This is a genomic window from Nocardia alba NBRC 108234 (assembly GCF_001612665.1).
GTDB lineage: Bacteria > Actinomycetota > Actinomycetes > Mycobacteriales > Mycobacteriaceae > Nocardia > Nocardia alba.
The window spans coordinates 22277-47987 of sequence record NZ_BDAX01000011.1 but is presented as its reverse complement, the minus strand read 5'-3'; the positions used below and the strand labels follow the sequence as shown (position 1 = coordinate 47987).

The window sequence follows — 25711 nt, the reverse complement described above, 5'->3', positions numbered from 1 at the left end:
CACGGCGCCGCACATCGCGAGGCTACTCGGTGGGGCCGGAGTCGTCGCGTCGCTGTTTGCCGAGGCGCCAGAGGAATTCCGGGTCGTCGTCGGGACCGAGAACCGGTCTGCGCGAGGGTGGGCCGGGATTCGGGCGGGGCATTTCGGGGCCGAACGCCTTCCAGCACAGCACCACGATGGCCACGATCGCGATGAGTGCCAACAGGTACGTCACGTCGCTCACCTCCTGCTATCGAGGGTAGCCGTGTCCGCACCGTGTGCATATCCGCAACGGGAGGGAAATTTTCGGCGAACGCGAGCCCGCGGTGGGCTCGCGTCGGCCGGTGAGTCAGCGGGGTGCTGCCTCGGTGGTCAATGATCTGAGCAACTGCAAGACCTCGGACTCGCGGAAACGGCGATGTCCGCCCGGTGTGCGCAGTGAGCCGAGCCGACCCGCATGGGCCCACCGGGTGACGGTCTTGGGATCTACATGGAACATGGCGGCCACTTGGCCTGGTGTCAGCAGAGTGTCCTGAAGGCCGACGGTGATCGCAGTCATAGCTAACCTCTCCGTTTCGACAGTTCCCTCATCAGTGGCGTCATCGTCGCACTGCGACCCCCACGTAGTCGAACCACCTACTGTTGGTAAAGGGGAAGTAATAGACAAAAGCCGCGAACGGGGCCGCATCGGAGGGGCTGGGCGTGACCACGGCTTCGCTCCGGCCGTGCGCGCTCACCGAATGCCGCGCACTAGGCTGTAGTCGTGAGTGAAGCAACAGGTCAGCAGGGTCCTGGCGCAGGGAAGCGGCTGGTACGCAACCTCGCGCTCTACACACTGGCTCGTCTGGGGCTGGTCGTGGCGATCGCCGCGCTGATCGTGGGCGTGGCCAAGCTGATCGGCGTCGACGTGCCGGTGATCGTCGCGGCGCTGTTCGCGTTGATCGTGGCGATGCCGCTGTCGCTGACGTTGTTCAAGAAGCTGCGGGTGAAGGTGAACGAGGACATCGCCGTTGTCGACGCGCGCCGCCGCCAGGACAAGGCGCAACTGCGGGCCCGCTTGCGGGGTGACGACGACGGCTCGTCGGCGTGAAGTACCTCGACCGCAGCGCCCCGCGTGACTGGGTCGACAATGCCGTCCGGCTGATCGACGCCGATGCTCAACGCTCCGCCGACACCCACCTGCTGCGGTATCCGCTGCCCGCCGACTGGCCGGTGCGGCTCTACCTCAAGGACGAGTCGACCCACATCACCGGCAGTCTCAAGCACCGGCTCGCGCGGTCGCTGTTCCTGTACGCGATCTGCAACGGCTGGGTGACCGAGGGTACGACGGTGGTCGAGGCGTCGTCGGGCTCGACGGCGGTGAGCGAGGCCTACTTCGCGAAGCTGCTCGGTCTGGACTTCGTCGCGGTGATGCCGGCGAGCACGTCGCCGCAGAAGGTCGCGCTCATCGAAGCGCAGGGCGGCCGATGCCATTTCGTCGATCGACCACCGCAGATGTACACCGAGGCCAAGCGGCTCGCCGCTGAATCCGGCGGACATTTCATGGATCAGTTCACCCATGCCGAACGGGCCACCGACTGGCGCGGCAACAACAACATCGCCGAGTCCATCTACGAGCAGTTGGCGCTGGAGAACCATCCGGTGCCGGAGTGGATCGTGGTAGGCGCGGGCACCGGCGGCACCAGCGCGACGATCGGGCGCTACATCCGCTATCGCAGGCACGCGACGCGCCTGGCGGTGGTCGACCCCGAGTACTCGGCGTTCTTCGGCGGCTATGAAACGGGCGACGCGGGCTATGAGACCGGGATGTCGTCGCGCATCGAGGGGATCGGCCGTCCCCGGGTGGAGCCGTCGTTCGTGGGACAGGTGGTCGATCGGATGATCGTGGTTCCCGACGCGGCCTCGATCGCCACCGCTCGTCATGCGAGTGCCGCGCTCGGCCGTCGCGTCGGCGGCTCGACCGGCACGAACCTGTGGGGCGCCTTCCATCTCATCGCCGAACTGATGGCTGCGGGCCGTAGCGGGAGCGTGGTGACGCTGCTGTGTGACGGCGGTGACCGGTACGCGGGAACCTACTTCGACGACGACTGGGTGGCCGCCCAGCAGATGGATCTGGCCGGCCCGACCGAGATCCTGACGGAATTCGTCACCACCGGTCGCTGGAACGGCTGACGCCTTTCGCGCGCAGCGTTGTCAATTTTTGTTGACAAACGAAGTGGCTGTCAATCAAAATTGACGCCATGACCGATGCGACAACTCTCGCCTCAGCGGCAGGTAACCCCGACCCCGCGGTCGGGCTGCGAGCTGTGCTCGCGCTGCGCCGACTGGCAGACCGACTCGAAACCATCCAGGTCGCCAACGCCAGAGCCAACGGCTGGTCGTGGCAGGCCATCGCCGAGGCACTCGAGGTGAGTAGGCAAGCGGTCCATCAGAAACACAACCGGAAAGGTGGAACCCGCTGATGTTCGAGAAATTCGGCCGCGAGGCCAGAGCTGCCGTGGTCAGTGCCCAGGACGACGCCAAGGAGTTGGGCGCGAAGCGGATCGGGCCGGAGCATGTGCTGCTCGGCACCCTGTCGAACGCCGAACCGGGATTGCGCGCGGTGCTCGACGCGCGCGGCATCAGCGCCGACGGTCTTCGCGCCACCCTCGCCGCCCGCACGAGCGAACCCCCGCTGGGCGCCGATGACGCGCAGGCCCTGCGCTCGATCGGCATCGACCTGGATGCCGTGCAGGCCAGTATCGCCGACAACTTCGGCCCGCAAGCCTGGGACCAGGCCGAACCGAAGCCCGAACGCGGCATATTCGGCCGACTTCTCGGCTCCGGGCATATCCCGTTCACCGGCCCGGCCAAGAAGTCGCTGGAACTCGCGCTGCGGGAGGCGGTCGACCGCAAGGACCGCGAGATCTCCTCGACCCACCTGCTGCTCGGCATCCTGCGCGGGGCCGACCCGGCCACCACCGACCTACTCGGCGGCGGTGACGCGGTATCGGGCCTGCGCGCCGATCTCCACGCGATGCTCGACCGCGCCGCGTGAATTCACTGTCGGGTGTGTGTCAGACCCGCCGCAATGTCCGATTACCGGCCTAGCATTGGGTGTATGCAACTAGCAATCCGGTTGGTCATCAACGCCATAGCCATCTGGGCTGCGGCGGCGTGGATCGACAAGATCGATGTCATCGTGCCGCCCGAGTGGTCGGCGGACTGGGGCAACTGGGGTAAGGCCCTGGTTCTGCTCATCGTCGCGGTCGTGTTCACGGCGGTCAACGCCGTGATCAAGCCGATCGTGCAACTCCTGTCGTTGCCGTTCGTGATCCTCACCCTCGGCCTGTTCCTGCTGGTGGTGAACGCGGGGATGCTGTGGCTCACCGCCAAGATCACCGAGATCACCGACTACGGCCTTCGCGTCGACGGCTTCTGGGCCGCGCTGTGGGGCGGTTTGATCATCACCCTGGTCAACTGGGTGCTCGGCATTCTGGTGCCCGACGGCGACTAGCCCGCGAGCCCCACGGCCAGCGCGCTCAGCGCCGACCACGCCAGCAGGGCCAGCCCCGAATCGCGGAGGGCGGGAATCAGTTCCAGCCCGCCCTTGCCGGTGCGCACGGGGGCGTTGGCCCGGATCGCCAGCGGCAACGCGAGCAGTCCGGCCAGCGCCCACGGCGTGCGCGCGATCAGTGCCAGGCTGAGAACGAACGGCGCCGCGAGCAACACCAGGTGCAGGGTGCGGGTGCGCGCGTCGCCGAGTTTCACCGCGAGGGTCACCTTGCCGGACTCGGTGTCGGTCGGGATATCACGCAGGTTGTTGGCCACCAGCACCGCGCTGGAGAACGCGCCGACTCCGATCGCGAGCAGCAGGCCGACCCAGTCGACCCGCAGCGCCTGCACGTACTGGGTGCCGAGCACCGCGACCAGCCCGAAGAACACGAACACGGCGATCTCACCGAAACCGCTGTAGCCGTACGGCTTGCTGCCGCCGGTATAGAACCACGCACCCGCCAGGCACAGTGCCCCGATCAGCACCAGCCACCACGCGGTGGTCACGGCCAGCACGAGACCGGCGACCGCGCCGATCGCCAGGCTGAGCACCGCCGCGTTGCGGACAGCGGTGGGGGAGGCCAGCTTCGAGCCGACCAGCCGCAGTGGGCCGACCCGCACGTCGTCCGTCCCGCGAATACCGTCGGAGTAGTCGTTGGCGTAGTTCACCCCGACGATCAGCGCCACCGAAACCAGCAGAGCCAGAATCGCTTTCCACCACACAGCCCCGTCGATGGACGCGGCGGCGCCGGTGCCCGCGAGTACCGGCGCGATCGCGTTGGGCAGCGTCCGTGGTCGGGCGCCCTCGATCCATTCCGCTGCTGTTGCCATGGATCGAAGCCTAATCCGACACCGGCGCTGCCCGCTCCCGGAGCCCCTCGCGCACGGCCGGAGGGCGGCTGATCGCGGTCAGGCGGGGGTGGACTCGGCGATCGTCTTGAGCTTGGCCAGCCCCTTGTCGAAGTCCTTGCCGATGAGATTGTCGATCGGGAACACCTTGCCGAGCACGCCCATCATGCCGGAGTGGGTGCCGGTCATCCTCCAGGTCACCTCGGTGCCGCCGGGCACCGGAGTGAGCGTGAAGGTGACGAAATTGGTGGCTTTGAACGGCTTCTCGAAGGTGAGCTCCACGCCGATCTCGCGGGCGGCGTCGGCCTTGATCTCCATCACGCCCGCCCCGGCTTTGCGGTTGCCCCGCCAGGCGTAGCGCGCGCCGACGCCGGATTCCGGGCCGGTGTAGGTGCGGGCGAGCTGCGGGTCGGCGTCCTCCCACGGCGACCACAGCCGCCACTGCCCGAAGTTGTCGATCAGTGCGTGGATTCGTGCCGGATCAGCGGCGATGACGGTGCGCCGCGACACCTCGAAGTTGCCCATGCGCGTGAGCCTAAAGCGAGGTGGGGACAAATCCGCGGACACGAGGTCCGCGGTGTCGCGCCCGGCGTGAACCGAAAACCTGTCGACGCCCTCGCCTACGATGACATTCGGCATGTCTGTACAGCATCGCGGCCCCGAGGGGTCGTCCTCCGAGGCTCTCTCCTGCGTTGTCGTGGGGGTGCTCGGCGTTATCGCGATCCGCCGCGACGACGCCATGATCGCGCTACCCGGAGCCCGCGCCCGGCTGCTGCTGGCCGCGCTCGCGGTGCACCCCGGCCGGGCTCGCGGCGCCCAAACGCTGATCAATGAGGTATGGGGCGACCAACCGCCCCGTGCGCCGATGAACGCGCTGCACACCCAGGTCTCGCGGTTGCGGGCGCTGCTGCCCCCCGGCGCGCTGGAGATCGGCCCGGCCGGCTACCGGCTCGGCTTGCCCACCGACAGCGTCGACCTCGCCGCGGTCGCCGCGCTGGCCCGGCGCGCCGACGAGCACCTGACCGCGCGAAACCCGACCGACAGCCTCGCCGCGATCGCGCTGGCCCGCACCCTCTGGCGTGGTGAACCGGGCGCCGATCTTCCTGATTCCGTCCCCGCCGACGACCTGCGCGCGGCCTCAGCCGAGCTGCGCCGCCACCTCGATCGCACCGAACTCACCGCCTACACCGGTCTGCGCGAGGTCACCGCGGCCATCCCGCTGGCCCGCGCGGCCGCGGCCGCCAACCCCTGGGACGAATCCGCCCACGCCACCCTGATCCGACTCCTGGCCGCCGACGACCGAACCAACGAAGCTCTCGAAGTCTTCGCCACGTATCGCCAGCGCCTGATCGAAGAACTGGGTACCGACCCGGGCCCGGCCCTGCTCGCCCTCAATACCGCCATCCTGCGCGGGGATCCGATCGAGCTCGAATACCCGCGCGCCGACCAGGGCGCCGCGACACGGGGAAACCGATCCGCCGCCGCGTCGGCACTCGGCGACCCCGGCGACATCGACGTCGATCGGCCGGGGTCGGGCACCGGGAATGCCGCCGGCGGGCCCGATCGTGCTGTCGCCGCACGGGTCATTTCCGGCACCGCGACACCAGGTCCGGTCGACTCGACCGGCGACTCTCAGGTCACCGACGCGGCACCGATCGTGGGAGTCGGTGACCGAGTGAACACACTGCCCGCGCGAGCGGCGAACGGCAGCACGTCCGACAGCTCGACGGCGGACCCGCCGACCTCGCGCACGGCACTCGGCCTGCGTGCCGCGCCCAATGAATTGCTCGGCCGCACGGCCGATCTCGACGCGATCAGCGACCTGACGCACCGCTCCAGGGTGACGACTGTGCTCGGTCCCGGCGGTACCGGCAAGACCAGGGTCGCCAACGCGGTGGGTGAACGGCTGGCCCGTTCGGTGCCGGTGGTGCTCGTCGAATTGGCCTCGGTGCAGCCCGAATCGGAGGCCGGCGCCCAGTCGCGCACCGGCATCGAGATCGCGATCGGGCAGGTGATCGGCCTGGGCGAGGTGCGCGAAACGGGCGCCATTCGCGCGGGCAGGCACATCGACGCGAGCACCCGCCTGCGCGAAGCGCTCGCCGCACGGCCGATGGTGCTGATCCTGGACAATTGCGAACACGTGATCGATGCCGCGGCCGAGGTGGTCGCCGATCTCGTCGGCTGCTGTGCGCAGTTGACTGTGCTCACCACCAGCCGCTCGCCACTGGCGATCACCGCCGAATCCGTTTATCCGCTCGCTCCGTTGGCGATCGCCGCCACCGGTTCGCCTGCCACGGACCTGTTCTCGGCGCGGGCCAGGGCGGTCCGCCCCGAAGTGCGCCTCGATCCCGACACCGTGGCCCGGCTGTGCCGAACCCTCGACGGTCTCCCGTTGGCGATCGAACTCGCCGCCGCGCGGGTACGCACGATGAGCGTCGCCGAGATCGAGACCAGGCTCGAACACCGCTTCGCCCTGTTGCGCAGTGGTGATCGGTCCGCGCCGCACCGGCACCGCACACTGCACGCGGTGATCGCCTGGAGCTGGAACCTCGTCGACCCCGATCAGCAGGTGACCCTGCGCAGGCTGAGCCGATTCGCGGCCGGGTTCACCCTGTCCGCGGCCGAGATCGTCGCCGCCGGCACAGATGTCGCCGCCGCGGTCGACGGGTTAGTGGCACAGTCGTTGCTCACCGTCCTCGACGACCCCGACGGCACGGGTATCCGCTATCGCATGCTCGAAACGGTGCGTGAGTTCGGCGCCGAACAGATCGCCGCCGTCGACGCGGTGACTGAGGGCGGCGAGTCCGCGCTCGTTCGCGACCGGATGTTCCGCTGGGCAAGGGAATTCGCGCTCGCGTCGTTTCGCGGGTACCGCGGCGGCGATCAGGTGGCGTCGGTGCTCGCGGTGACCGCCGATCTGGACAACCTGGTCGCCGTGCTGCGCACCGCCGTCGATCGCGCCGACGCGAACACCGCGTACTCGGTCTTTCCGGTGGTCGCGATGGTGTGGGTGATGCGTGGCGCGCACCTGGAATTCACGGGGTGGGCCATGCGTCTGGTCGCCGTCGCGCCGCCGCGACCGGTTTCGGGCGAGGCCGCCGACCTCCAGATGATCGCGCATCTGCTGACCTGCCTGCACATGCTGTTTCTCAAGGACGGCGGCATCCGCGCGACGGGGATCGTGCGAATGCGCGCGCGACGACTGCTGTCGAATCCGGATCTCGATCCCGGCTTGGCGTTCCTCGGGGCGGTGATCACCGTGCGACCCACGAAATTCCGGCTGGGCAGGCTGTTCGCGCGGGGAGCGCGCTCGTCTCATCGGCAGGTCCGGATCGCCGCGTTGGTTGCCCGTTCCAACTTCTGGGAGAACGCGGGCAATGTCGCGGGCTCGACCCTCGATTCCTTGCGCGTGCTCGACGACATGGATCCGGCGGAGGTCTGGGGCAGATCGACGGTGTCCCAGCACCTGGCGCAGTTGTGCGGCCAGTCCGCGCGCTACGACGATGCCGTGGCGTATTACCGCGACGCGCTGGCACTGATGAGCGAGCTCCGAGTGCACGACGAGATCATGGAGAGCCGTTGCTACCTGGCCATGGCTCTGGTGGGCGATGGCCAACTCCAGCAGGCGCGCGCCGAACTCGACTTCGCGCTGCGACCGGATAGTTCGGGCGTCAGCCCGGTCGACGACCCCGCTGTGCGCCGCAATCACCGCCTGGCCAACGCCGCCACCGCGCTGGCCGAACTCGAACTCGCCGAGGGTGAGATCGACGCCGGGCTCGGCCATTACCGCCGTGGGCTGGAACTGCTCGGCTGGCCCGATTTCGAACCGACTCCGGGTCCCGGTTCGCTAATGGTGGCGGCAGCCACAGTCAGCGCCCACGTGCTGCACGGCCGGGCCTCGGTTGCCGCTGCCTTGGCGGCGCAGCTGATCGACACCGCCGATCAACGGCTGTCGCAGTACATCGACCTGCCGCAGATCGGCGCGGTCGCGTGCGCGCTCGGTTCCTACCTGCTCGCCACCGAGCCCGCGCGCGCCGAGGGTCTCGAACTGCTCACCCTCGCAAGGACTTCGGTGGCCAGGCAAGACGGCCCGTCGATGGAACTGGCCGCTCACCTCGCGCTGCACCGGGGCGTGGTCGGTGATGCCGCGATGGATGCGGCCCTGCATCGCGCGGCGGGTACGCGTCGTCTCGACGCCGCGAAACGCGTCGTCGAGATCGTCGCCGGACTGCGCTGACGCGACAACGGCACCCGACCCGGTGGATCGGATGCCGTCGCACGAGAGCACTGTTCAGGCGCGGCGCATGTAGGCCTTCACCGCCAGTGGCGCGAAGATCGCGATCACCACCAGCGAGCCCACCAGCGACCAGACGAGGTCGGTGCCGTAGTTGTTGTGGTTCATCAGTTCTCGGCAGGCGTTGACCATGTAGTACACCGGGTTGACGTGGTTGAGCCCCTGCATCCAGCCCGGCATGGTGCTCACCGGGGCGAAGGCGCCGGACATGAACGTCAGCGGGAACATCACCATCATCGAGATGCCCTGCACGGACGCCGCGCTCTTGCCGGTGACGCCGACCAGCGCCCAGATCCAGCTGACGGCGAACGAGCACACCACCACCACCAGACAGGCCGCGACCACGCCGACCAGACCGCCGCCGGGCCGGTAGCCCAGGCACAGCCCGACCAGCACGGTCAGCGTCGAGGCGATGGCGTAGCGCACCATATCGGCCAGCAGCGCACCGGACAGGGCCGAGACCCGGGCGATGGGCAGGGATTTGAAGCGGTCGAACACGCCCTTGTCCATGTCCTCGCGCAACTGCGTGCCGGTGACCACCGAGGTCAGCACCACGGTCTGCACGAGAATGCCCGGGATGAGCACCGGCAGATAGCCGGACACGCTGCCCGAGATCGCGCCGCCGAAGATGTAGGTGAACAGCGCGGTGAACAGGATCGGCTGCACCGTCACGTCGAAGAGCTGTTCGGGATTGTGTTTGATCTTGAGCAGACCCCGATAGGCCATGGTGAACGAGGTCGAGATCGTCTCGCGCAGACCGATCCGGTCGCTGGCTTCGGGGAGGTCGTCGATGGTGGTGGGAGCGGTGAGAATTGCGGTCATGCCGCGCTCCGTTCGGTGTCGTCGGATTCGTCGGCCGGGTGGCCGGTGATGGTGAGGAAGACTTCGTCCAGCGTCGGCTTGCTCACGGTGATCTCCTCGACCCCGATCTCCCGGTCGCGCAACCGGATCAGCAGGTCGGCGGTGAGGTTGGGGTCGGGCAGCGGCGCGGTGAGCCTGCCCGCCTCGGGGCTGACCTGCGCGCTCACGTCGAGGAATTCGCTCACGATGCGACGGGCCTCGTCGAGTTGGGCGGGGTCGACCAGGGTCAGATGCACCGAGGCGCCGCCGACGGAGGCCTTGAGCTCGTCGGCGGTGCCGTCGGCGATCACCTTGCCCCGGTCGATCACGGCGATCCGGTCGGCCAGCTGATCGGCCTCGTCGAGGTACTGGGTGGTGAGCAGCACTGTCGCGCCCTCGCGGACCAGCCTGCGGATGGTGTCCCACATCTGCGCGCGAGTGCGCGGGTCGAGGCCGGTGGTCGGTTCGTCGAGGAACAGCAACGGTGGCGTGGAGATGAGGCTGGCGGCGAGGTCGAGGCGCCTGCGCATGCCGCCGGAGAAGTTCTTCAACGGCTTGGACGCGGCCTCGGCCAGGTCGAACTCCTCGAGCAGTTCGACGGCCTTGCGTCGGGCATCGCCCCGGCTCAGGCCGAGTAGGCGGGCGAAGATGATCAGGTTCTCGGTGGCGGTGAGTTCCTCGTCGACCGAGGCGTACTGGCCGGTGACACCGATCAGCGAGCGCACCGCGTTCGGCTGGGCTACGACGTCGCGGCCGAAGATCCGCGCACTACCGCCGTCAGGGCGGAGCAGGGTCGCCAGCATCTTGATGGTCGTGGTCTTGCCCGCGCCGTTCGGTCCGAGCACGCCGTAGACGGCGCCGCGCGGCACCGTCAGGCTCACCCCGTCGACCGCCCGCTGCTTTCCGAACACCTTGACCAGCCCGTCCGCCTCGACGGCGAGGGATGAAGTGGGTGTGTAAGTCATGAGCACCACCGTGCCCAACCCGACTTGCACGCCTCTTGCACGGCGCTGTCGGCCCCACTTGCGTCAGCGAGATCTCGCCGAGCGCACGGGCCGACTACTCGGCCAGCAGCAGCCGGCGCAGGGCCGCGCGGTCCGGTTTGCCGGGACCGCGCAGGGGGATCTCGGCCAGCACGGCCAGTTCGCGCGGTGCGGCGATCGAGTCGAGTTCGGCCATCACATGGGCCCGTATCTCGTCCAGCGTCGGCGCGGCACCGGGTGCCGGCACGATCGCGACCGCGACCCGCTGGCCCAGCCGTTCGTCGGGCAGGCCGAGCACGATGCATTCGCGGATACCCGGATGGTTGGCCAGTACGGCCTCCACCACCTGCGGAATCACCAGCAGTCCGCCGGTCGTGATCGCCTCGTCGAGGCGGCCGGAGATCGTGAGCACACCGTCCTCGAAGGAGCCCGCGTCCTCGGTCCGGAACCAGCCGGGCTCGGCGAAGGCCGAATGATCGGGCAGATTGCGGTAGCCGCGCGCGATCATCGCACCGCCGAGGATGACGCGACCGTCCTCGATCCGCACCTCGGTGCCGTCCAGCGGCACGCCCTCGTAGACGCATCCGCCGCAGGTCTCGCTCATCCCGTACGTGCGCACCACCGTGATACCGAGGTCACGCGCCCGGTCGAGCACCGGAGCAGGCGTGGCCGCACCGCCGACCAGGACACCGTCGAGTTCGGCGAGCGCTTTGGCCGCCACCGGCGAATCCAGCGACTTGATCAGCTGTGTCGGCACCAGCGCGGTATAGCGTCGCGGTCCGCGCATCGCGGCGACCGCGCCGGCCAGCGCCTCGGGCAGGAAGCCACCCGACACGTCGAGCACGGTCGGTTCGGTGCCCGCGAGAATGCTGCGCAACATCACCTGGATACCGGCGATGTGATGGGTCGGCAGCGCCAGCAGCCAACTGCCGGGCCCTCCGAGCCGGTCATGGGTGGCATTGCCGCTGGCACGCAGTGCCGCCGCGCCGAGTAGTGCGCCCTTGGGGATACCGGTGGTGCCCGAGGTCGTCACGACCAGCGCGACGTCGTCATCGATCGGATCGCCCGGCTTGAGCGCGTCGGAGAGCCTGCGTGCCTCCCGACGATCGGTGGTCGGAATCGGTAACCACGCCGGGCCGCTGCCGTCGAGTGCTTGGCGCAGGTGGGGCATCACTTCGCTGATCCCGGAACCGGTCGGCATCTGCAGCGTCCGCAGGGTTCGACTCACCCCACCACCTCCGGAAACAGCTTGCCGCGCGCCCTCACGGCTTCGATCGTGTCATGTGACCGACAAGACCCGGCCAACGGGTCGGTTTGTTGGAAAAGGGGGCGTGAAAGCCAGGCATAGCGACTGCGATTCAGTAGATGGATACCACTCGCACCGCGCTCCGGACGGCGTCGGTCGGGCGCTTGCTCGCAGCTATCGTGCGCGGCCGAGCCGTCATCGGCAACTCGGCTCGACCGCGGGCACCATTCGTTCATTCAGGCGACCAACGCGGATCCCGGCGGATCGGATGTTCGGCGGGAACCTGCACCAGCACGATCGCGATCCCGTCCGGATCGCGCACCCACATCTCCCACAGGCCCCACGGCTCGAGCACCGGCGCGCGCTCGATGGCGATCCCGTTCAGCGCCAGCTCCGCCGCCGCGTCCTCGACATCGCGCACCTGCAACCAGATCGCGCCGTCGAAGCCGCCGGACTGCCCGCGGCCGCCGTGCGCGGCGACCTCCAGCAGCGACTGCCCGGCGAAGAACACCGTGCCGCCCGGGTACTCGCGCGCGATCGCCAAGCCGAGGCTGTCACGGTAGAACGCCAGCGTGCGGCCATAATCGCTGGGCCGCACAATGATCCGGCTGTTGAGAATCTCCATGGGATGTCCGTTCTCAGAAGTACCAGGGGTAGGGCGTCCAATCGGGCTTGCGCTTCTCCAGGAACGAGTCCCGGCCCTCGACCGCCTCGTCGGTCATGTACGCCAGGCGAGTCGCCTCGCCCGCGAACAGTTGCTGACCGACCAGACCATCGTCGAGCAGGTTGAACGCGTATTTCAGCATCCGCTGCGCCTGCGGCGATTTGCCGTTGATGTCGGCGGTCCACTCGAGCGCGACATTCTCCAGCTCGTCGTGATCCACGACCTTGTTCACCGCACCCATCTGGTGCATCTCCTCGGCCGTGTACGGCCTGCCGAGGAAGAAGATCTCGCGGGCGAACTTCTGGCCGACCATCTTGGCCAGATACGCGCTGCCGTAACCGCCGTCGAACGAGCCGACGTCGGCATCGGTCTGCTTGAACCGCGCGTGCTCGCGCGAGGCGAGGGTCAGATCGCACACCACGTGCAGGCTGTGGCCGCCACCCGCCGCCCAGCCGTTGACCAGCGCGATCACCACCTTGGGCATGAATCGGATCAGCCGCTGCACTTCGAGGATGTGCAGTCGGCCCGCGCGCGCCGCGTCTACGGTGTCGGCGGTCTCGCCGTCGGCGTACTGGTAGCCGTTGCGACCGCGGATGCGCTGGTCACCGCCGGAGCAGAACGCCCAGCCACCGTCCTTCTCGCTCGGACCGTTGCCGGTGAGCAGGACCGCGCCCACATCGGAGCTCATCCGCGCGTGATCGAGCGCGCGGTACAGCTCGTCGACGGTATGGGGGCGGAACGCGTTGCGGACCTCGGGCCGGTCGAACGCGACCCGCACCGTGCCCTGCTCGATATGGCGGTGATAGGTGATGTCGGTCAGGTCCTCGAACCCGGGGACGGGCTGCCACAGCTTCGAATCGAAAGTCACGACCACGATTATTGCCCTACCTTCGGACTCCGCGGCACGAGGTCGTAACACCGCAGCTAGAGCAGTCGCCGCATACTGTGAGCACCTGATGCGTATAGTGGCGCCTGCTCGTACATCGAACCCGATCCGGAGGAACCTGAAAGTGGTTGCAGCACTGTCTGAATCCCTGCTCGACGACGCCAAGCGTCCAGCTTTCCTTGCTGACGCCGTCGAGGTGCTCGACGCCGAGGTCTCGGACAAAGGTGGTGCGTCCGGCCTGGCTGTGAAGGGTGGCTACGCGGCGGTCAAGAAGATCAGCCCGACCATCGTTCCCGACGGCCTCGCGTCGCTGGCGCCGAAACTGCTCGATCAGCTCCAGCCGTACTGGGCGGAATTCACCGCCTCCGGCACCGGCACCTTCGCCGACCTGCTGGCCGCGAAGTCCGATCAGGTCGCCGAGTCGCTGCTGGCCGTCACCGACGCCCGTGCCGAGTCGTCCACCCGGCCCGCGCTGAAGAAGGTGTACTCGTCGATGCGTGGCTCGGCCAAGAAGCACGTCATCGAGGCACTGCCGCGCGTGGGCGACCTGGTGCAGAAGCACGCGGGCTGAGCGGTACGGCGAGGTAGCCCTCGCCGCGATCGTCCGATGAGGCCGGTGCGAGTTCGGGTAACCGAACCGCACCGGCCTTTTCGTGTTCGGGGTGACCACACTCACGCGCCCGGGGTGGATGGTGCCGGCGGACACATCGATTCCCGGTCGGCGGTAAATTCCGTTGCGGTGGATGTGAGGAATATTACCGTTCCGGTGAACGGCGGGAAAATTACGGGTTGCCACGAATTCGACATATCGCAGGTGCGTCATCTTCGCGATTGACAACGACCCGGTCTCATCGGTTACGTTGCCGATCAAGCGATTCGGAAGATGAATTGCTGTCAGTGAATGCATTGCACAGGTCGAAAGGAAATTTGCTCTCATGATCTCTCGCAAGACCCTCGCCGCCACCGGTGCTGCCGCTACCGCCGCTGTCATGTTCTTCGGTCCCGTCGCCATCGCGAGTGCCGACACCGGCTCCGCCGAGGCTTCCACGGGCTCGGCTGACGTGCTGACCGGCTCGTCCTCGGGTTCGGGTGTGCTCGAGTCGGGCAGCGCCGCTGTCGACAGCGCTACCTCCGCGGTCCTCAACATCGTCGAGTCCATCATTGGCATCAACGATCTCACCGCGCCCGCGTAGTGGACTGAATCCCCGTTCGATCAGCCTTTCGGCGGGTTGACGGAAACTCCGGCGGCGAGCCCCTGCTCGTCGCCGGATTTCTTTCTCTTGTTGTTCTCTTTGCGATTTCGCGAATATATTTTTCCGCTGGCCGAGGGATAGCTGATCGGCTTTCCGGAAATTGATCTTGCGTTCGAATATCGGTACGCCGCCGGGCATCGGTGATGCAGGCAACGCGGGCCGGGGGCAGACGGGTGCGCGCCGGTCTGACAGGCTGTGATTGTGAATCCGTCTACAGCGCAGGCTCGAGTGGTCGTCGACGAGCTCGTTCGCGGCGGCGTCCGCGAAGTGGTGCTGTGTCCCGGATCGCGCAACGCGCCCCTGGCCTTCGCCCTGCAAGCGGCGGACGTGGCGGGCGAGCTGCGGCTGCACATGCGCGTCGACGAACGCACCGCGGGATTTCTCGCAATCGGTCTCGCGGTGTCGTCGGGGCGTCCGGTTCCGGTCGTGATGACCTCCGGCACGGCCGTGGCGAACCTGGGCCCGGCGGTGCTGGAGGCCAACTACGCGCGGGTGCCGCTGATCGTCGTCAGCGCGAACCGGCCCTACGAGATGCTCGGCACCGGCGCCAATCAGACGGTGGAACAGCTCGGGCTGTTCGGCTTGCAGGTGCGCGCCACGATCAGCCTCGGGCTGGCCGAAGCCGAAGCGGGGGAGTCGGCCTACCCGCGACAGAACAGTGTGTGGCGCTCGTCGGTGTGCCGGGTACTCGCCGCGGCGCGCGGAACCCGTTCCGGCAACGCCGGTCCGGTGCAGTTCGACATCCCCCTGCGGGAGCCACTGGTCCCTGAGCTGTCCGACGACCCGCTGCCCCTCGGCCGCGCGGGCGAACGGCCGTGGACGGCAACCCAGTACGCCACGCTCGACGTGCCGCTCGACATCGATCTGACGCCCGATACCGTCGTCATCTCCGGCCACGGCGCCCGGCTGCTACCCGAACTCGCCGCGCTGCCGACAGTGGCCGAGCCGACCGCGCCGATGCACGGCCCCGCCCTGCATCCGCTCGCGCTGGCGCTGCTGAAGCCGACCCAGGCGATCATCACCGGACGTCCGACCCTGCACCGCCAGGTCTCGCGCGTGCTGGCCGATCCGGACATCACCGTGTTCGCGCTCACCACCGGTCCGCGCTGGCCCGATGTATCCGGCAACGTCGTCGGAACCGGTACGCGCGCGGTGACCACCGGCACACCCGCGCCCGCCTGGCTGGCGCGTTGCGCCCACCTGAACGAACAGGCCGAATCGGTGGTGCGGGCCGAGCTGGCCGTGCACCCGAAGGCGACCGGTCTGCACGTGGCAGCCGTGGTCATGGATGCCTTGCGCGAAGGCGATCAGCTGCTGCTCGGCGCGTCGAACCCGGTGCGTGACGCCGCTCTGGTCTCGCATCCGCGCCCGGGTATCCGGGTGCTGTCCAACCGCGGCGTCGCCGGGATCGATGGCACGGTCTCCGGTGCCGTCGGCGCCGCGCTGGCCCATCCGGGTCGCACCGTGGCGCTGATGGGCGACCTCACCTTCCTCCACGATGCCTCGGGCCTGCTGATCGGGCGTGGCGAACCGCGCCCGGACAATCTCACGATCGTCGTGGCCAACGACGACGGCGGTGGCATCTTCGAGCTGCTCGAGCAGGGCGATCCGCAGTACGCGGGTGTGTTCGAGCGGGTTTTCGGCACACCGCACGGCATGGATCTGGCCGCGCTGTGTGCCGCGTACCGCATTCCGCACCGTCAGGTCGACCCCGCCGAATTGGCGGTGGAATTAGCTGCCGACACGCACGGGCTGCGGGTGCTCGAGGTCGCGACCGAGCGGTCCAGCCTGCGTGAACTGCACGCGGGTCTGCGGGCGAAGATCGCCGGCTAGTTGTGATGTCCAGGGAGGTCGGTCAGTCGGCCGACCTCCGATCGCGACCAGCCGCCCTTCGCCGCCGCCGGTGTGACGCCGGCGTCGATCAGTCTGTCGTCGTGGGGGTGGTGAACTCCTCGCCGCCCTCGTCGAAGGGGACCGGGACGGCCTGTTCGATCACGTCCGCCGGATTCGCGGTGTAGGCGTTACGGGCGATCTCGGCCGCCATCTCGTCCGCGTCGGTGTAGGCGGGGTCGTCGGGGTCGTCATCGCGAAAGGCGGACTGTTCCTGCTCGACGCGATCTGCCTCGGGGATCTCGTCCAGTGGGCGGGCGGATTCGTCGATCATCGGTGCTCCTCGTTCGTCGGCCTGCTCGATCGGTCGAGCCTCGGACGTGATGTGCGCTGATCGGTCCTGCGCTGTCCAGCGTGCGCCGATCTCGTGCGCGCGGCAACCCGCGCCGATGAGTTCGCGGCGACGGTGTCGTCTGTATGAGTGCAGACAACCTGCCCTGGATGAGGAGCGCTCATGGAACCGCAGTTCGATCTAGAACCCGCCGCCCGATCGCTCGCCGCGGTCGTCGACGGCATCGCCGACGCTCAGCTCGCGAACCCCACACCCTGCGCCGAGTCCACCGTGCGCGATCTGCTCGCCCACGTGGTCGGGTTGACCGAGGCCTTCCGCCAGGCCGCGACGAAGGAGTCGGTGGGTCACTCGGCGCCGCCGCCCAGCGGCGCCGACAGCCCGCTGCCCGCGCAGTGGCGCACCGTCATCACCGCGCAGCTGGCGGCTTTGACATCCGAGTGGCGGGCGGCCGAGGCGTGGGAAGGCGACACCGAGGCCGGTGGGGTGGAGTTGCCTGCCGCTGTGATGGCGATGGTCGCGCTCGACGAGATCACTATCCACGCCTGGGATCTCGCCGTCGCGACAGGTCAGCAGGTGACCGTCACTCCTGCTGACCTGGCTGTTCTGCACGAGTTCCTGCGCGATACCGACCCCGTCGGTACACCCGGCTTGTTCGGGCCGGTCATCGAGGTCCCGGCCGACGCACCAGCGTTCGATCGCCTGCTCGGCCTCACCGGCCGCGATCCTGCCTGGCGCTCGCCCGCGGTCGCGTAGCCCGTAATCGGCTCCACGGGTCGCGAACCTTCTATCGCTCAGTCCTGCGCGACAGGCCGCGGTGTCATGTCAGCCGCCGAGACCGGGTGCTCCGATGACGAATGTTCCCGCGACGGTGGCGATCGTGGCCGCTCTCGCCGACCGGTCGGCGATATCGTCGTCGATCGGGTCGCCGCTGGCCAGTAATCGGTAGTAGAGCGGTGCGGAGACCGCCGAGAGAACAGTGCGCGGGTCGGTGCCCGCGGGTGCCTCGCCCCGAGCGACGGCAGCTTCGACGCACGGCGCCCACTCGTCGAGTCGGGTGTCGTAGAAGGTGTGTAGGGCGGCGGCGGTGGCATCGTCGCAGGTGGCGGCGGCGATGACGGCACGGAAGAGGTTGCTCTGGCGGCCATCGGCGAGAGTCTTCGCGACCAGGCGGGCGTTGGCGGTCAGGTCCTCCAGCAGCGAGCCGGTGTCGGCGCGGGGTAGCGACTGCTCGGCCATGTCGACGAGTAGATCGGCCACCAGACCGGCGGGGGTGCGCCAGCGGCGGTAGACGGTCGTCTTGCCTACCCCGGCGCCGGTGGCGACTTCGGTCAGGTCGAGGTGCGCGAATCCGCGATCCGCGAGCAGATCGCCGGCCACCTCGAGGACGGACTCGCGCACCCGGGCGGTGCGTCCACCAGGCCGAACAGAGCCCGGCCAAGCGATATCGTGATCCATAACGGAACTCCTGTTTCATTTAGTGCGAACCGGGTGTACTGTCGGCCGTGTTAACGAAACTATAGACCCTTTAGGAGCTCTCATGGAATATCGGCGGCTCGGCGCATCTGGTCTTCTCGTTCCGGCACTCGGCTTCGGCGCGGGCACTTTCGGCGGTCGTGGTGCGCTGTTCAGTGCCTGGGGCGATACCGATGCCGCGCAGGCCAGACGCTTGATCGATATCAGCTTGGCGGCCGGCGTCACCCTGTTCGACACCGCGGATGTCTATTCCGACGGCGCGTCGGAGGAGGTACTCGGCGCGGCGATCAAGGGCAGGCGCGAGCAGGTGCTGCTGTCGACCAAATCGGCGCTCCCCACCGGTCCCGGCCCCGACGAGGCGGGCTCGAGCCGAGCCAGGCTGATCCGCGCCGTCGACGCCTCGCTGCGCCGCCTCGGCACCGACTACCTCGACCTGTTCCAGCTGCATGCCTTCGACGCGGGCACACCGCTGGCGGAAACACTCACGGCCCTGGATGATCTCGTGCGGGCAGGCAAGATCCGCTACCTCGGTGTCTCAAACTTCGCCGGCTGGGAGCTGATGAAAACGCTCGCCACCGCCGAGGCTCTCGGCCTGGAAAAGCCGGTGGCGCACCAGGTCTACTACTCGCTGGTCGGTCGCGACTACGAATGGGAACTGATGCCGCTCGGTGCCGACCAGGGAATCGGCTCCATCATCTGGAGCCCGCTCGGCTGGGGCAGGCTCACCGGCAGAGTGCGCCGTGGACAACCACTCCCGGCAGGAAGCCGATTGCACGAGACGGCCCAGGCGGGCCCGCCCGTCGACGACGAACGGCTCTACGACGTCGTCGACGTGCTCGATCGAATCGCCGCCGACACCGGCCGCAGCGTTCCGCAGATCTCGCTGAACTGGCTGCTCACCCGGCCCACCGTCGCCACGGTGTTGATCGGCGCCCGCAATGAGGAGCAGCTGCGTCAGAACCTCGGTGCCATCGGTTGGCAGCTCGACCCCGAACACGTGGCCGCACTCGACGCGGCGAGCGCGACGACGCCCCCGTACCCGTATTACCCGTACCACCGGCTGCCCGACTTCGCCCGGCTCAACCCGCCGGCGATCCGCGCGGCGGCCTGAGCGCGTCGGGTCAGTACACGTCGCGCACGTACCGCTTCTCGGCGACGAGTTGCTTCTTGAAGGCCAGCGCACCCGCCTCGTCCAGCTTTCCGTGGATCTGGGCGATCCGCAGCAGGGTGTCGTCGACATCCTTGGCCATCCGGGCGGCGTCCCCGCAGACGTAGAAGTAGCCGCCGTCCCGCAGCCACGACCACAACTCGGCGCCGTGCTCGATCATTCGGTGCTGGACATAGACCCGCTCGCGCTGATCGCGGGAGAACGCCAGGTCCAGTCGAGTGAGGAAACCGGAGCGGAACATGTCCTCCAGCTCGGCGCGGTAGTAGAAGTTCTGGGCGGCGTGCTGGTCACCGAAGAACAGCCAGTTGCGCCCGGTCGCCCCCAAAGCCCGGCGCTCGTGCAGGAAACCGCGGAAAGGAGCGATACCGGTACCCGGGCCCACCATGATCATCGGGGCATTCGGGTCCAACGGCGGACGGAAATGCGGCGCCCGCTGGAGAAAGATCGGCACCTCGGTGGTGCCGCGGTCGGCCAGGAACGTCGAGCACACCCCGCCCCGCCGCGCCGAGGCGCCCACCGGATCGCCGTAGCGGACGATGCCGACGGTCAGTTGCACCTCGTCGGGCGTGGTCAGCGGGCTGGAGGAAATCGAATATTGGCGTGGTTGCAGCTTTTTCAGTGCACCCAGCCAGTCGACGAGATCGGTCCGCACCGGGAAGTCGCGCAGCACGTCCACGGCCTGACGGTCCCACAGGTAGGAGGCGAGCTCGTTGCGATTGTCGCGGCGCAACAGTTTGGCCAGCTGCGGGTGTGGGTTGCGCTCGCCGATGAAGCCGAGCAGATCCTGGCTCACCTTGGTGATGTCGTAGTGAGTGCGTAGAGCATCGGTGAGTGTGAGTTCGCGGTCGTCGACTTCGATCACGCGCTGACCGTCGAGGCCGGTGCAGGCGAGCCATTCGTCGACCAGGTCGGGGCAGTTGGCGGGCAGCACGCCCAGCGAATCGCCCACTTCGTACCCGGCCTCGAGGTCGCGGAGGTCGAAGCCGAAGCGTCGCACCTCCTTCGGTGAGCCGGGTGCGCTGAGGATCTCGTTGCGCATCAGCGTGGCGCGGACCGGGGACTGGCGGGTGAACGGAGCGGCGGTGGCGCGCTTGGCTCGGGCGGGGGCAGGCGCGAGTTGCCGGTCGAGCACGGCCGCTCCACCGCGACCTGCCGACAACGGCATCGCCGGGCCCGAATCGGCTTGCCGGGCAATGGTGCTGGTGCCGATCGAATCGCGGCCGTTCGACGCGCCGGCGAACGCGGCGCCGCGATCTCGCGGAGCTGCGCCCGTCGGGCCGCCGTCGTCGGGCGATCCGCTGGTGATCGCGGTCAGAACGTCATCGAGCCATTGGTCGGCGGTGTCGGCGAAATCGGGTTCGCTGTCCACTCGCGGCAGCAGTCGCTTCGCACCACGTTCGGCGAACAGGGTGTCGAGCTTGCGGCCATGACCACAGAAGTCGTCGTAGGAGGAATCACCGAGCGCGAACACCGCGTACCGGACACCGTTGAGGCGAATGATGCTGTCTTCGAGCCTGGTCCAGAAGTCGGCGCCGTTGTCGGGCGGGCCACCGTCACCGAAAGTACTGGTGACGATGAGGACGTCACCGGTGATCGAGGTGAGCTCGCACGAATCCATGTCGAGCGACGACGGCGTGAGTCCCGCCTCCGAGAGGCGGGCCGCGACGGTGGCCGCCAGCTCTTCGGCATTGCCGGTCTGGGAGGCCCACAGGACGGTGATCGGGTGGGAGGCGGGGCTGTCGTCGGTGCTTTCGGCGGCGGCGCCCGCGTTGCGGGAGTACATGCCGGCCAGCAGACCGTCGACCCACAGCCGTGACTGTGTCGACAGCGGCGCGCTCACCGGCAGCACCGGCTGCCCGGTCACCGGTAGCGACTGCAGCGCGGCGAGGTACCCGCCGAGATAGATGCGCTCGGTCTCGCTGAGCGTGGGGGAGGTGCCCGCGTCGAGGCCGAGGATCCCGGCGAGTGGATGCGCGGCCGGTTGCGCCGGCAGCTGTGCGGGTCGCGGGGGTGCTTGTTCCGGGGTGGCGGCCGGGCCGACCCGGCGCAATGCCACCGCGCAGGCTTTGAACTCCGGCTGCAACGAGGCCGGATCCACCGCGTCGTTGGTGACCGCGTTGATCGTCAGATATTCGCCCTGTTCGTCATTCCAGTGGAAGGGAGCAAAACAATCATCAGGCCGCACCCGGTCGCTGATGCGCACCGGCAGTACCGCACGACCCCGGCGCGACGCGATCTCGAGCTGATCGCCCGGCTTCAGATCGAGTCGCTCGGCGTCGGCGGGATGGACCTCGACGAACGGCTCACCGTTCAGCTTCGTCAGCTTGGCGACCTTGCCCGTCTTGGTCATCGTGTGCCATTGATGTTGCAGCCGACCGGTATTGAGCAGGAAGGGGTAATCGTCGTCGGGCAGTTCGGCGGCGGGCATATGCGGGCGGGGGAAGAACACCGCGCGCCTGCTCGGTGTGGCGAACGCGAGTCGCGGGGTGGTGCCGTCGGCCGCCACGTGCAGCGGCTGATGGGTGCCGTCGTTGACATAGCGGATCGGGTTGCGCGGGGTATCGGCGTCATTGCACGGCCACTGCATCGGCCCCTCGGCCAGGCGCTCGTAGCTCATGCCGCTCAGGTCATAGCCGGTGGCGGGATTGGCGAACTGCCGCAGTTCGGCGAACACCTCGGCGCTGGTCGCGAAGTCGAACCCGGGGAACCCCATGGCCGTGGCGACCTGGGCGATCAGCAGCCAGTCCGGTCGCGCGTCGCCGATCGGCTCGACCGACTGCCGCAGCAGCGTGACATTGCGCTCCGAATTCACCATCACCGCGTCGGCTTCGGCCCACAGCGCGGCGGGCAGCAGCAGGTCGGCGTAGGCGTTGGTCGCGGTCTCGGCGTAGGAGTCCTGCACGACGACCAACTCGGCCGCCTCGAGACCCGCGATCACCGTTTTGCGATTGGCCACGGTGGCCACGGGATTGGTGCAGATGATCCACGCGGCCTTGATCTCACCCTCGGCCAGCCCGCGGAACATTTCGATGGTGCCGGGGCCCGACTCTGTGCGCAGGGTTCCGTCTGGCAGATCCCAGGCGGTTTCGACGAACGTCCGGTCGGTGGGGGAGAGCAGGCTGCGCTGCCCGGGCAGACCGGGGCCCATGTAACCCATCTCGCGGCCACCCATGGCATTGGGCTGGCCGGTGAGCGAGAAGGGACCACTGCCCGGTCGGCAGATCGCGCCGGTCGCCAGGTGCAGGTTCACCAGGGCATTGGTATTCCAGGTGCCGTGCGTGGACTGGTTGAGTCCCATCGTCCACAGCGACATCCACTCGCCCGCTTCGGCGATCATCGTGGCCGCTGTGCGGATGTCGGCCTCGGCCAGCCCGGTCAGCGCGGCGACGTGGGCCGGGGGATAGTCGGCGAGGAACGCGGGCATCGCGTCCCAGCCCTCGGTGTGCTCGGCGATGAAATCGGTGTCGATCGCACCGTCGGCGACCAGCAGGTGCAGCAGGCCGTTGAGCAGGGCGAGGTCGGTACCGGGCGCGATCTGCAGGAACAGGTCGGCGCGGGCGGCGGTATCGGTGCGGCGCGGGTCGACCACGATCAGCTTGGCGCCCGCCTTGAGTCGCTCGGCCATGCGCAGATACAGGATCGGGTGGCAGTCGGCCATGTTCGCGCCGGTGACCAGGAACAGGTCGGCGTGTTCGAAGTCGTCGTAGGAACCGGGCGGCCCGTCCGCCCCGAGCGACTGTTTGTAGCCGGTGCCCGCGCTGGCCATACACAGGCGCGAGTTGGCTTCGATGTGGGTGGTCCGCAGGTAGCCCTTGGCCAGTTTGGTGGCCAGGTACTGGGCTTCCAGCGACATCTGCCCGGAGACGTAGAGGGCGATCGCGTCGGGGCCGTGCTCGTCGAGGATCGCGCGCAGGCGGGTGGCGGTCTCGTGCACGGCCTCGTCGACCGGCAGCGGGACCGGGACCTGCCCGCGTTCGGGGCGCCGGTAGGCGGTATCCATCCGGCCGGGCGCGGCCATCATCTCGGCGTGGGTGGCGCCCTTGGTGCACAGCCTGCCCGCGTTCGCCGGATGCAGCTTGTCGCCGCTGACCTTCGCGATCAACCGCGTACCAGACTGATCAGTCTTTGTCTGGACGTTTATGCCGCAGCCGACGCCACAATACGAGCACTGTGTACGCACAGTGTCCGTGTCGCGGCTGTCCGCTTCCCCTGTCATGACTCGATCATCCGCATCTGTCGTTGCGCTCGATTTACCGAACGTTATCTCCAGATGACAATCGACCTCACAAGTCAAAATCTCGACGGTGAGGTCGCCGCTCGAATATCAGCCCTGATCAGGGCGCATTCCGGGCTGTGCGGTCGCAACCGTGTGCCGGCCGGGGTGACCGGACTCACCCCGGCCACCACCGAGCTTTCAGCCCAGCTTGAAGCCGCGGTGCAGTGCCACCACGCCACCGGTGAGGTCACGCCACTGCACCGAGTCCCAACCGGCGTCGGCGACCCGGCGGGCCAGCCTGCGCTGGTTCGGCCAGGCACGAATCGACTCGGCCAGGTACACGTAGGCGTCCGGGTTGGAGCTCACCGCGCGCGCCACGCGGGGCAGCGCCTTCATGAGGTACTCCATGTACACGGTCCGGAACGGTCCGAACACCGGGGTGGAGAACTCGCAGACCACGACCCGTCCGCCCGGCTTGGTCACCCGCAGCATCTCGCGCAGCGCCAGATCGATATCAGCGACATTGCGCAGCCCGAACGAGATGGTCACCGCGTCGAACGAATCGTCGGCGAACGGCAGCGCCATCGCATCGCCCGCCACCATCGGCACCTGCCGGAACCGGCCCGCCGCGAGCATGCCCTGGGAGAAGTCGGTGGCCACGCACCAGGCGCCGGACTTGCCGAGTTCCACGGTCGAGACGCCGGTGCCGGCGGCCAGGTCGAGGACCCGCTCGCCGGGACGCAGCGCGAGCGCACGGCGCGTCGCCCACCGCCAGTACCGATCCTGGCCGGCGGAGATGACCGTATTGGTGAGGTCGTAGCGCTTCGCCACACCGTCGAACATCGACGCGACCTCGTGGGGTTGCTTGTCCAGCGAAGCCCGAATCGGTTCTCGCTGCTCTGTTGTCGCCACGCACCGAGCTTAGAGTTTTTCCGCCGCGATAGCGCGGGTGGGCTCGGCCACTCAGGCCGTCCGCGGCAATCGCGTGCGCATTCCGGTGACGTCGGCGTAGTGACTCATCAGCTCGGTGCAGACCGCGGGCCAGGTGCGATGCAGCACCGACTTGCGCGACGCCGCCGCGAACCGGCCGCGCTGGCCCGCGTCGCGCAGGGCCGACACCGCGCTCGGCAGCAATTCCGCGAACCGGTCGACCGGCAGCAGGTATCCGTTGCGGCAGTGCGAGATCAGATCCCGTGGTCCACCGGCGTCGGGCCCGATCACCGGCACACCCGAGGACAGCGCTTCCTGCACGCCCTGGCAGAAGGTCTCGTGCTCGCCGGGGTGCACCATCACATCCAGGCTGGCGTAGTGCGTCGCCAGCTCGCTGCCACCCAGCTCGCCGGTGAACACCGCGTCCGGCATCAGCCTGCGCAGCCGGGCCCGTTCCGGTCCGTCGCCCACCACGACGAGCTGGATCGACGGGTCACCGGCCAGTGCGGCCAGCCGTTCCACGTGCTTCTCCGGTGCGAGCCTGCCCACGAACCCGACCACGAGCCGGTCATCGGAACCCAACCAGGTCGCCCGCAACCCGGCACTGCGCGCGGCGGGGTTGAACCGGGCGATATCCACGCCGCGGCCCCAGCGGTGCACTCGGGGAATCCCGTGCTCGGCGAGGTCGTGCGCGGCCGCCGAGGACGGTGCCAGCGTGCGGGTGGCGCCCTCGTGGATTCGCCGCGTCCACGCCCACGCGGCCCGTGCGGCCAGCCCGAGCCCATAGCTCTTGGCGAATCCGGCCACATCGGTCTGATACACCGCGACGGTCGGCAGATCTAATCGGGTGGCGGCGGCGAGCCCGCCCGCGCCGAGCAGGAACGGCGAGGCCAGGTGCACTACATCGGGATCGAACGCGGCGACAGCGGCGGTGATACCGGGTTGCGGCAACCCCACCGGCAGCGAGCTGACTTTCGGCACCATCATCGCGGGCACGCGGTACACCGGGAAGCGGCCGTGGAATCGAGGTGCGGGTGGGGCGCCGCGCAGAGTATCGGGCGCCACGATCATCGCGTCGTGACCGTGCTGGTCCAGATGGTCCAACACCCGCAGCACGGAGTTGACGACGCCGTTCATGTTCGGCAGGAAAGACTCCGAGACGATGGCTACGCGCACTCTTCCAGGGTGACCGCCGCACCGCGCGACACACCCAC

Annotated in this window: 25 protein-coding genes; 11 read left to right on the top strand and 14 right to left on the bottom strand. The window is 68.4% G+C overall.

Annotated elements, in window-relative coordinates:
* Positions 1-22: 22 nt before the first annotated feature.
* Together NA12_RS13865 and NA12_RS13860 are read right to left on the bottom strand one after the other, a co-directional pair.
* Positions 23-214, bottom strand: a complete 192-nt coding sequence (locus NA12_RS13865) for a hypothetical protein (RefSeq protein ID WP_067449905.1) — start codon at positions 212-214, stop codon at positions 23-25.
* A 114-nt stretch (positions 215-328) separates the two neighbouring features.
* Positions 329-538 carry a BldC family transcriptional regulator gene (locus NA12_RS13860; protein ID WP_056814442.1) on the bottom strand — a complete coding sequence of 70 codons (210 nt, stop codon included), beginning with the start codon at positions 536-538 and terminating at the stop codon, positions 329-331.
* A 204-nt stretch (positions 539-742) separates the two neighbouring features.
* Here NA12_RS13860 and NA12_RS13855 point away from each other — a divergent pair, with 204 nt between their 5' ends.
* From NA12_RS13855 to NA12_RS13835, 5 genes are all read left to right on the top strand, one after another.
* Complete coding sequence (locus NA12_RS13855; RefSeq protein WP_067449858.1) at positions 743-1069, top strand: DUF4229 domain-containing protein; 327 nt, start codon at positions 743-745, stop codon at positions 1067-1069.
* Positions 1066-2151 carry an L-cysteine desulfhydrase Cds1 gene (gene cds1, locus NA12_RS13850; RefSeq protein ID WP_067449857.1) on the top strand — a complete coding sequence of 362 codons (1086 nt, stop codon included), beginning with the start codon at positions 1066-1068 and terminating at the stop codon, positions 2149-2151. Before NA12_RS13855 ends, cds1 begins: the two co-directional genes overlap by 4 nt.
* 68 nt (positions 2152-2219) lie before the next feature.
* Positions 2220-2441 carry a hypothetical protein gene (locus tag NA12_RS13845; protein WP_067449854.1) on the top strand — a complete coding sequence of 74 codons (222 nt, stop codon included), beginning with the start codon at positions 2220-2222 and terminating at the stop codon, positions 2439-2441.
* Positions 2441-3016 (top strand): Clp protease N-terminal domain-containing protein, encoded by a 576-nt coding sequence (locus tag NA12_RS13840; RefSeq protein WP_067449852.1) that lies wholly within the window; start codon positions 2441-2443, stop codon positions 3014-3016. The genes NA12_RS13845 and NA12_RS13840 overlap by 1 nt, the downstream gene beginning before the upstream one ends.
* 63 nt (positions 3017-3079) lie before the next feature.
* Entirely contained in the window at positions 3080-3475 is a 396-nt protein-coding gene (locus NA12_RS13835; RefSeq protein WP_067449851.1) for a phage holin family protein, read from the top strand.
* On the opposite strand, the gene NA12_RS13830 is transcribed toward NA12_RS13835, so the two are convergent.
* On the bottom strand, positions 3472-4344 hold the full coding sequence (locus NA12_RS13830; protein ID WP_067449850.1) for a 1,4-dihydroxy-2-naphthoate polyprenyltransferase: 873 nt from the start codon (positions 4342-4344) through the stop codon (positions 3472-3474). The genes NA12_RS13835 and NA12_RS13830 overlap by 4 nt on opposite strands.
* 78 nt (positions 4345-4422) lie before the next feature.
* Entirely contained in the window at positions 4423-4887 is a 465-nt protein-coding gene (locus NA12_RS13825) for an SRPBCC family protein (protein WP_067449848.1), read from the bottom strand.
* A 112-nt stretch (positions 4888-4999) separates the two neighbouring features.
* On the opposite strand from NA12_RS13825, the gene NA12_RS13820 reads away from it, so the two are divergent.
* On the top strand, positions 5000-8599 hold the full coding sequence (locus NA12_RS13820; protein ID WP_243654743.1) for an AfsR/SARP family transcriptional regulator: 3600 nt from the start codon (positions 5000-5002) through the stop codon (positions 8597-8599).
* A gap of 54 nt (positions 8600-8653) precedes the next feature.
* Here the strand turns inward: NA12_RS13820 and NA12_RS13815 are convergent, their stop codons facing one another.
* The 5 genes from NA12_RS13815 to NA12_RS13795 all read right to left on the bottom strand — a co-directional run bounded on the left by NA12_RS13815 (position 8654) and on the right by NA12_RS13795 (position 13257).
* A complete protein-coding gene (locus NA12_RS13815; protein WP_067449844.1) occupies positions 8654-9478 on the bottom strand; it encodes an ABC transporter permease in 825 nt (274 codons plus the stop codon).
* Entirely contained in the window at positions 9475-10461 is a 987-nt protein-coding gene (locus NA12_RS13810) for an ATP-binding cassette domain-containing protein (protein ID WP_067449903.1), read from the bottom strand. The genes NA12_RS13815 and NA12_RS13810 overlap by 4 nt, the downstream gene beginning before the upstream one ends.
* A gap of 94 nt (positions 10462-10555) precedes the next feature.
* A complete protein-coding gene (gene menE, locus NA12_RS13805; RefSeq protein ID WP_067449842.1) occupies positions 10556-11680 on the bottom strand; it encodes an o-succinylbenzoate--CoA ligase in 1125 nt (374 codons plus the stop codon).
* 277 nt (positions 11681-11957) lie between these two features.
* A complete protein-coding gene (locus NA12_RS13800) occupies positions 11958-12350 on the bottom strand; it encodes a VOC family protein (RefSeq protein ID WP_067449840.1) in 393 nt (130 codons plus the stop codon).
* Between the two features lie 13 nt (positions 12351-12363).
* A complete protein-coding gene (locus NA12_RS13795; protein ID WP_067449901.1) occupies positions 12364-13257 on the bottom strand; it encodes a 1,4-dihydroxy-2-naphthoyl-CoA synthase in 894 nt (297 codons plus the stop codon).
* 142 nt (positions 13258-13399) lie between these two features.
* On the opposite strand from NA12_RS13795, the gene NA12_RS13790 reads away from it, so the two are divergent.
* From NA12_RS13790 to menD, 3 genes are all read left to right on the top strand, one after another.
* Positions 13400-13846 (top strand): DUF6918 family protein, encoded by a 447-nt coding sequence (locus NA12_RS13790; protein ID WP_067449837.1) that lies wholly within the window; start codon positions 13400-13402, stop codon positions 13844-13846.
* A gap of 364 nt (positions 13847-14210) precedes the next feature.
* Positions 14211-14468 carry a hypothetical protein gene (locus NA12_RS13785; RefSeq protein WP_067449835.1) on the top strand — a complete coding sequence of 86 codons (258 nt, stop codon included), beginning with the start codon at positions 14211-14213 and terminating at the stop codon, positions 14466-14468.
* 261 nt (positions 14469-14729) lie between these two features.
* Positions 14730-16361 (top strand): 2-succinyl-5-enolpyruvyl-6-hydroxy-3-cyclohexene-1-carboxylic-acid synthase, encoded by a 1632-nt coding sequence (gene menD, locus NA12_RS13780; protein ID WP_067449833.1) that lies wholly within the window; start codon positions 14730-14732, stop codon positions 16359-16361.
* Between the two features lie 88 nt (positions 16362-16449).
* Here the strand turns inward: menD and NA12_RS13775 are convergent, their stop codons facing one another.
* Positions 16450-16692 (bottom strand): Rv3202a family protein, encoded by a 243-nt coding sequence (locus NA12_RS13775; RefSeq protein WP_067449831.1) that lies wholly within the window; start codon positions 16690-16692, stop codon positions 16450-16452.
* 180 nt (positions 16693-16872) lie between these two features.
* On the opposite strand from NA12_RS13775, the gene NA12_RS13770 reads away from it, so the two are divergent.
* Positions 16873-17463, top strand: coding sequence for a TIGR03086 family metal-binding protein (locus NA12_RS13770; protein WP_067449828.1), 591 nt, complete (start codon positions 16873-16875; stop codon positions 17461-17463).
* 69 nt (positions 17464-17532) lie between these two features.
* Here the strand turns inward: NA12_RS13770 and NA12_RS13765 are convergent, their stop codons facing one another.
* Positions 17533-18165, bottom strand: coding sequence for a TetR/AcrR family transcriptional regulator (locus tag NA12_RS13765; protein WP_067449827.1), 633 nt, complete (start codon positions 18163-18165; stop codon positions 17533-17535).
* 82 nt (positions 18166-18247) lie between these two features.
* Between NA12_RS13765 and NA12_RS13760 the strand changes: the two genes are divergently transcribed.
* On the top strand, positions 18248-19294 hold the full coding sequence (locus tag NA12_RS13760; RefSeq protein WP_067449825.1) for an aldo/keto reductase: 1047 nt from the start codon (positions 18248-18250) through the stop codon (positions 19292-19294).
* Between the two features lie 10 nt (positions 19295-19304).
* On the opposite strand, the gene NA12_RS13755 is transcribed toward NA12_RS13760, so the two are convergent.
* The 3 genes from NA12_RS13755 to NA12_RS13745 form a co-directional block, all read right to left on the bottom strand.
* On the bottom strand, positions 19305-23567 hold the full coding sequence (locus NA12_RS13755) for a bifunctional nitrate reductase/sulfite reductase flavoprotein subunit alpha (RefSeq protein WP_067449823.1): 4263 nt from the start codon (positions 23565-23567) through the stop codon (positions 19305-19307).
* A gap of 198 nt (positions 23568-23765) precedes the next feature.
* Positions 23766-24479 carry a demethylmenaquinone methyltransferase gene (locus NA12_RS13750; RefSeq protein ID WP_067449821.1) on the bottom strand — a complete coding sequence of 238 codons (714 nt, stop codon included), beginning with the start codon at positions 24477-24479 and terminating at the stop codon, positions 23766-23768.
* A gap of 51 nt (positions 24480-24530) precedes the next feature.
* Complete coding sequence (locus NA12_RS13745; RefSeq protein ID WP_067449820.1) at positions 24531-25673, bottom strand: glycosyltransferase family 4 protein; 1143 nt, start codon at positions 25671-25673, stop codon at positions 24531-24533.
* Between the last annotated feature and the right edge of the window lie 38 nt (positions 25674-25711).

What these genes read in the sequence shown, in the direction of transcription:
- NA12_RS13760 (WP_067449825.1), top strand. Translation starts at nt 18,248, where the DNA reads ATGGAATATCGGCGGCTCGGCGCATCTGGTCTTCTCGTTCCGGCACTC.
- NA12_RS13825 (WP_067449848.1), bottom strand. Translation starts at nt 4,887, where the DNA reads ATGGGCAACTTCGAGGTGTCGCGGCGCACCGTCATCGCCGCTGATCCG.
- NA12_RS13860 (WP_056814442.1), bottom strand. Translation starts at nt 538, where the DNA reads ATGACTGCGATCACCGTCGGCCTTCAGGACACTCTGCTGACACCAGGC.
- NA12_RS13845 (WP_067449854.1), top strand. Translation starts at nt 2,220, where the DNA reads ATGACCGATGCGACAACTCTCGCCTCAGCGGCAGGTAACCCCGACCCC.
- NA12_RS13840 (WP_067449852.1), top strand. Translation starts at nt 2,441, where the DNA reads ATGTTCGAGAAATTCGGCCGCGAGGCCAGAGCTGCCGTGGTCAGTGCC.
- NA12_RS13815 (WP_067449844.1), bottom strand. Translation starts at nt 9,478, where the DNA reads ATGACCGCAATTCTCACCGCTCCCACCACCATCGACGACCTCCCCGAA.
- NA12_RS13835 (WP_067449851.1), top strand. Translation starts at nt 3,080, where the DNA reads ATGCAACTAGCAATCCGGTTGGTCATCAACGCCATAGCCATCTGGGCT.
- NA12_RS13770 (WP_067449828.1), top strand. Translation starts at nt 16,873, where the DNA reads ATGGAACCGCAGTTCGATCTAGAACCCGCCGCCCGATCGCTCGCCGCG.
- NA12_RS13755 (WP_067449823.1), bottom strand. Translation starts at nt 23,567, where the DNA reads ATGACAGGGGAAGCGGACAGCCGCGACACGGACACTGTGCGTACACAG.
- NA12_RS13820 (WP_243654743.1), top strand. Translation starts at nt 5,000, where the DNA reads ATGTCTGTACAGCATCGCGGCCCCGAGGGGTCGTCCTCCGAGGCTCTC.
- NA12_RS13830 (WP_067449850.1), bottom strand. Translation starts at nt 4,344, where the DNA reads ATGGCAACAGCAGCGGAATGGATCGAGGGCGCCCGACCACGGACGCTG.
- NA12_RS13785 (WP_067449835.1), top strand. Translation starts at nt 14,211, where the DNA reads ATGATCTCTCGCAAGACCCTCGCCGCCACCGGTGCTGCCGCTACCGCC.
- NA12_RS13810 (WP_067449903.1), bottom strand. Translation starts at nt 10,461, where the DNA reads ATGACTTACACACCCACTTCATCCCTCGCCGTCGAGGCGGACGGGCTG.
- NA12_RS13765 (WP_067449827.1), bottom strand. Translation starts at nt 18,165, where the DNA reads ATGGATCACGATATCGCTTGGCCGGGCTCTGTTCGGCCTGGTGGACGC.
- NA12_RS13800 (WP_067449840.1), bottom strand. Translation starts at nt 12,350, where the DNA reads ATGGAGATTCTCAACAGCCGGATCATTGTGCGGCCCAGCGATTATGGC.
- menE (WP_067449842.1), bottom strand. Translation starts at nt 11,680, where the DNA reads ATGCCGACCGGTTCCGGGATCAGCGAAGTGATGCCCCACCTGCGCCAA.
- NA12_RS13775 (WP_067449831.1), bottom strand. Translation starts at nt 16,692, where the DNA reads ATGATCGACGAATCCGCCCGCCCACTGGACGAGATCCCCGAGGCAGAT.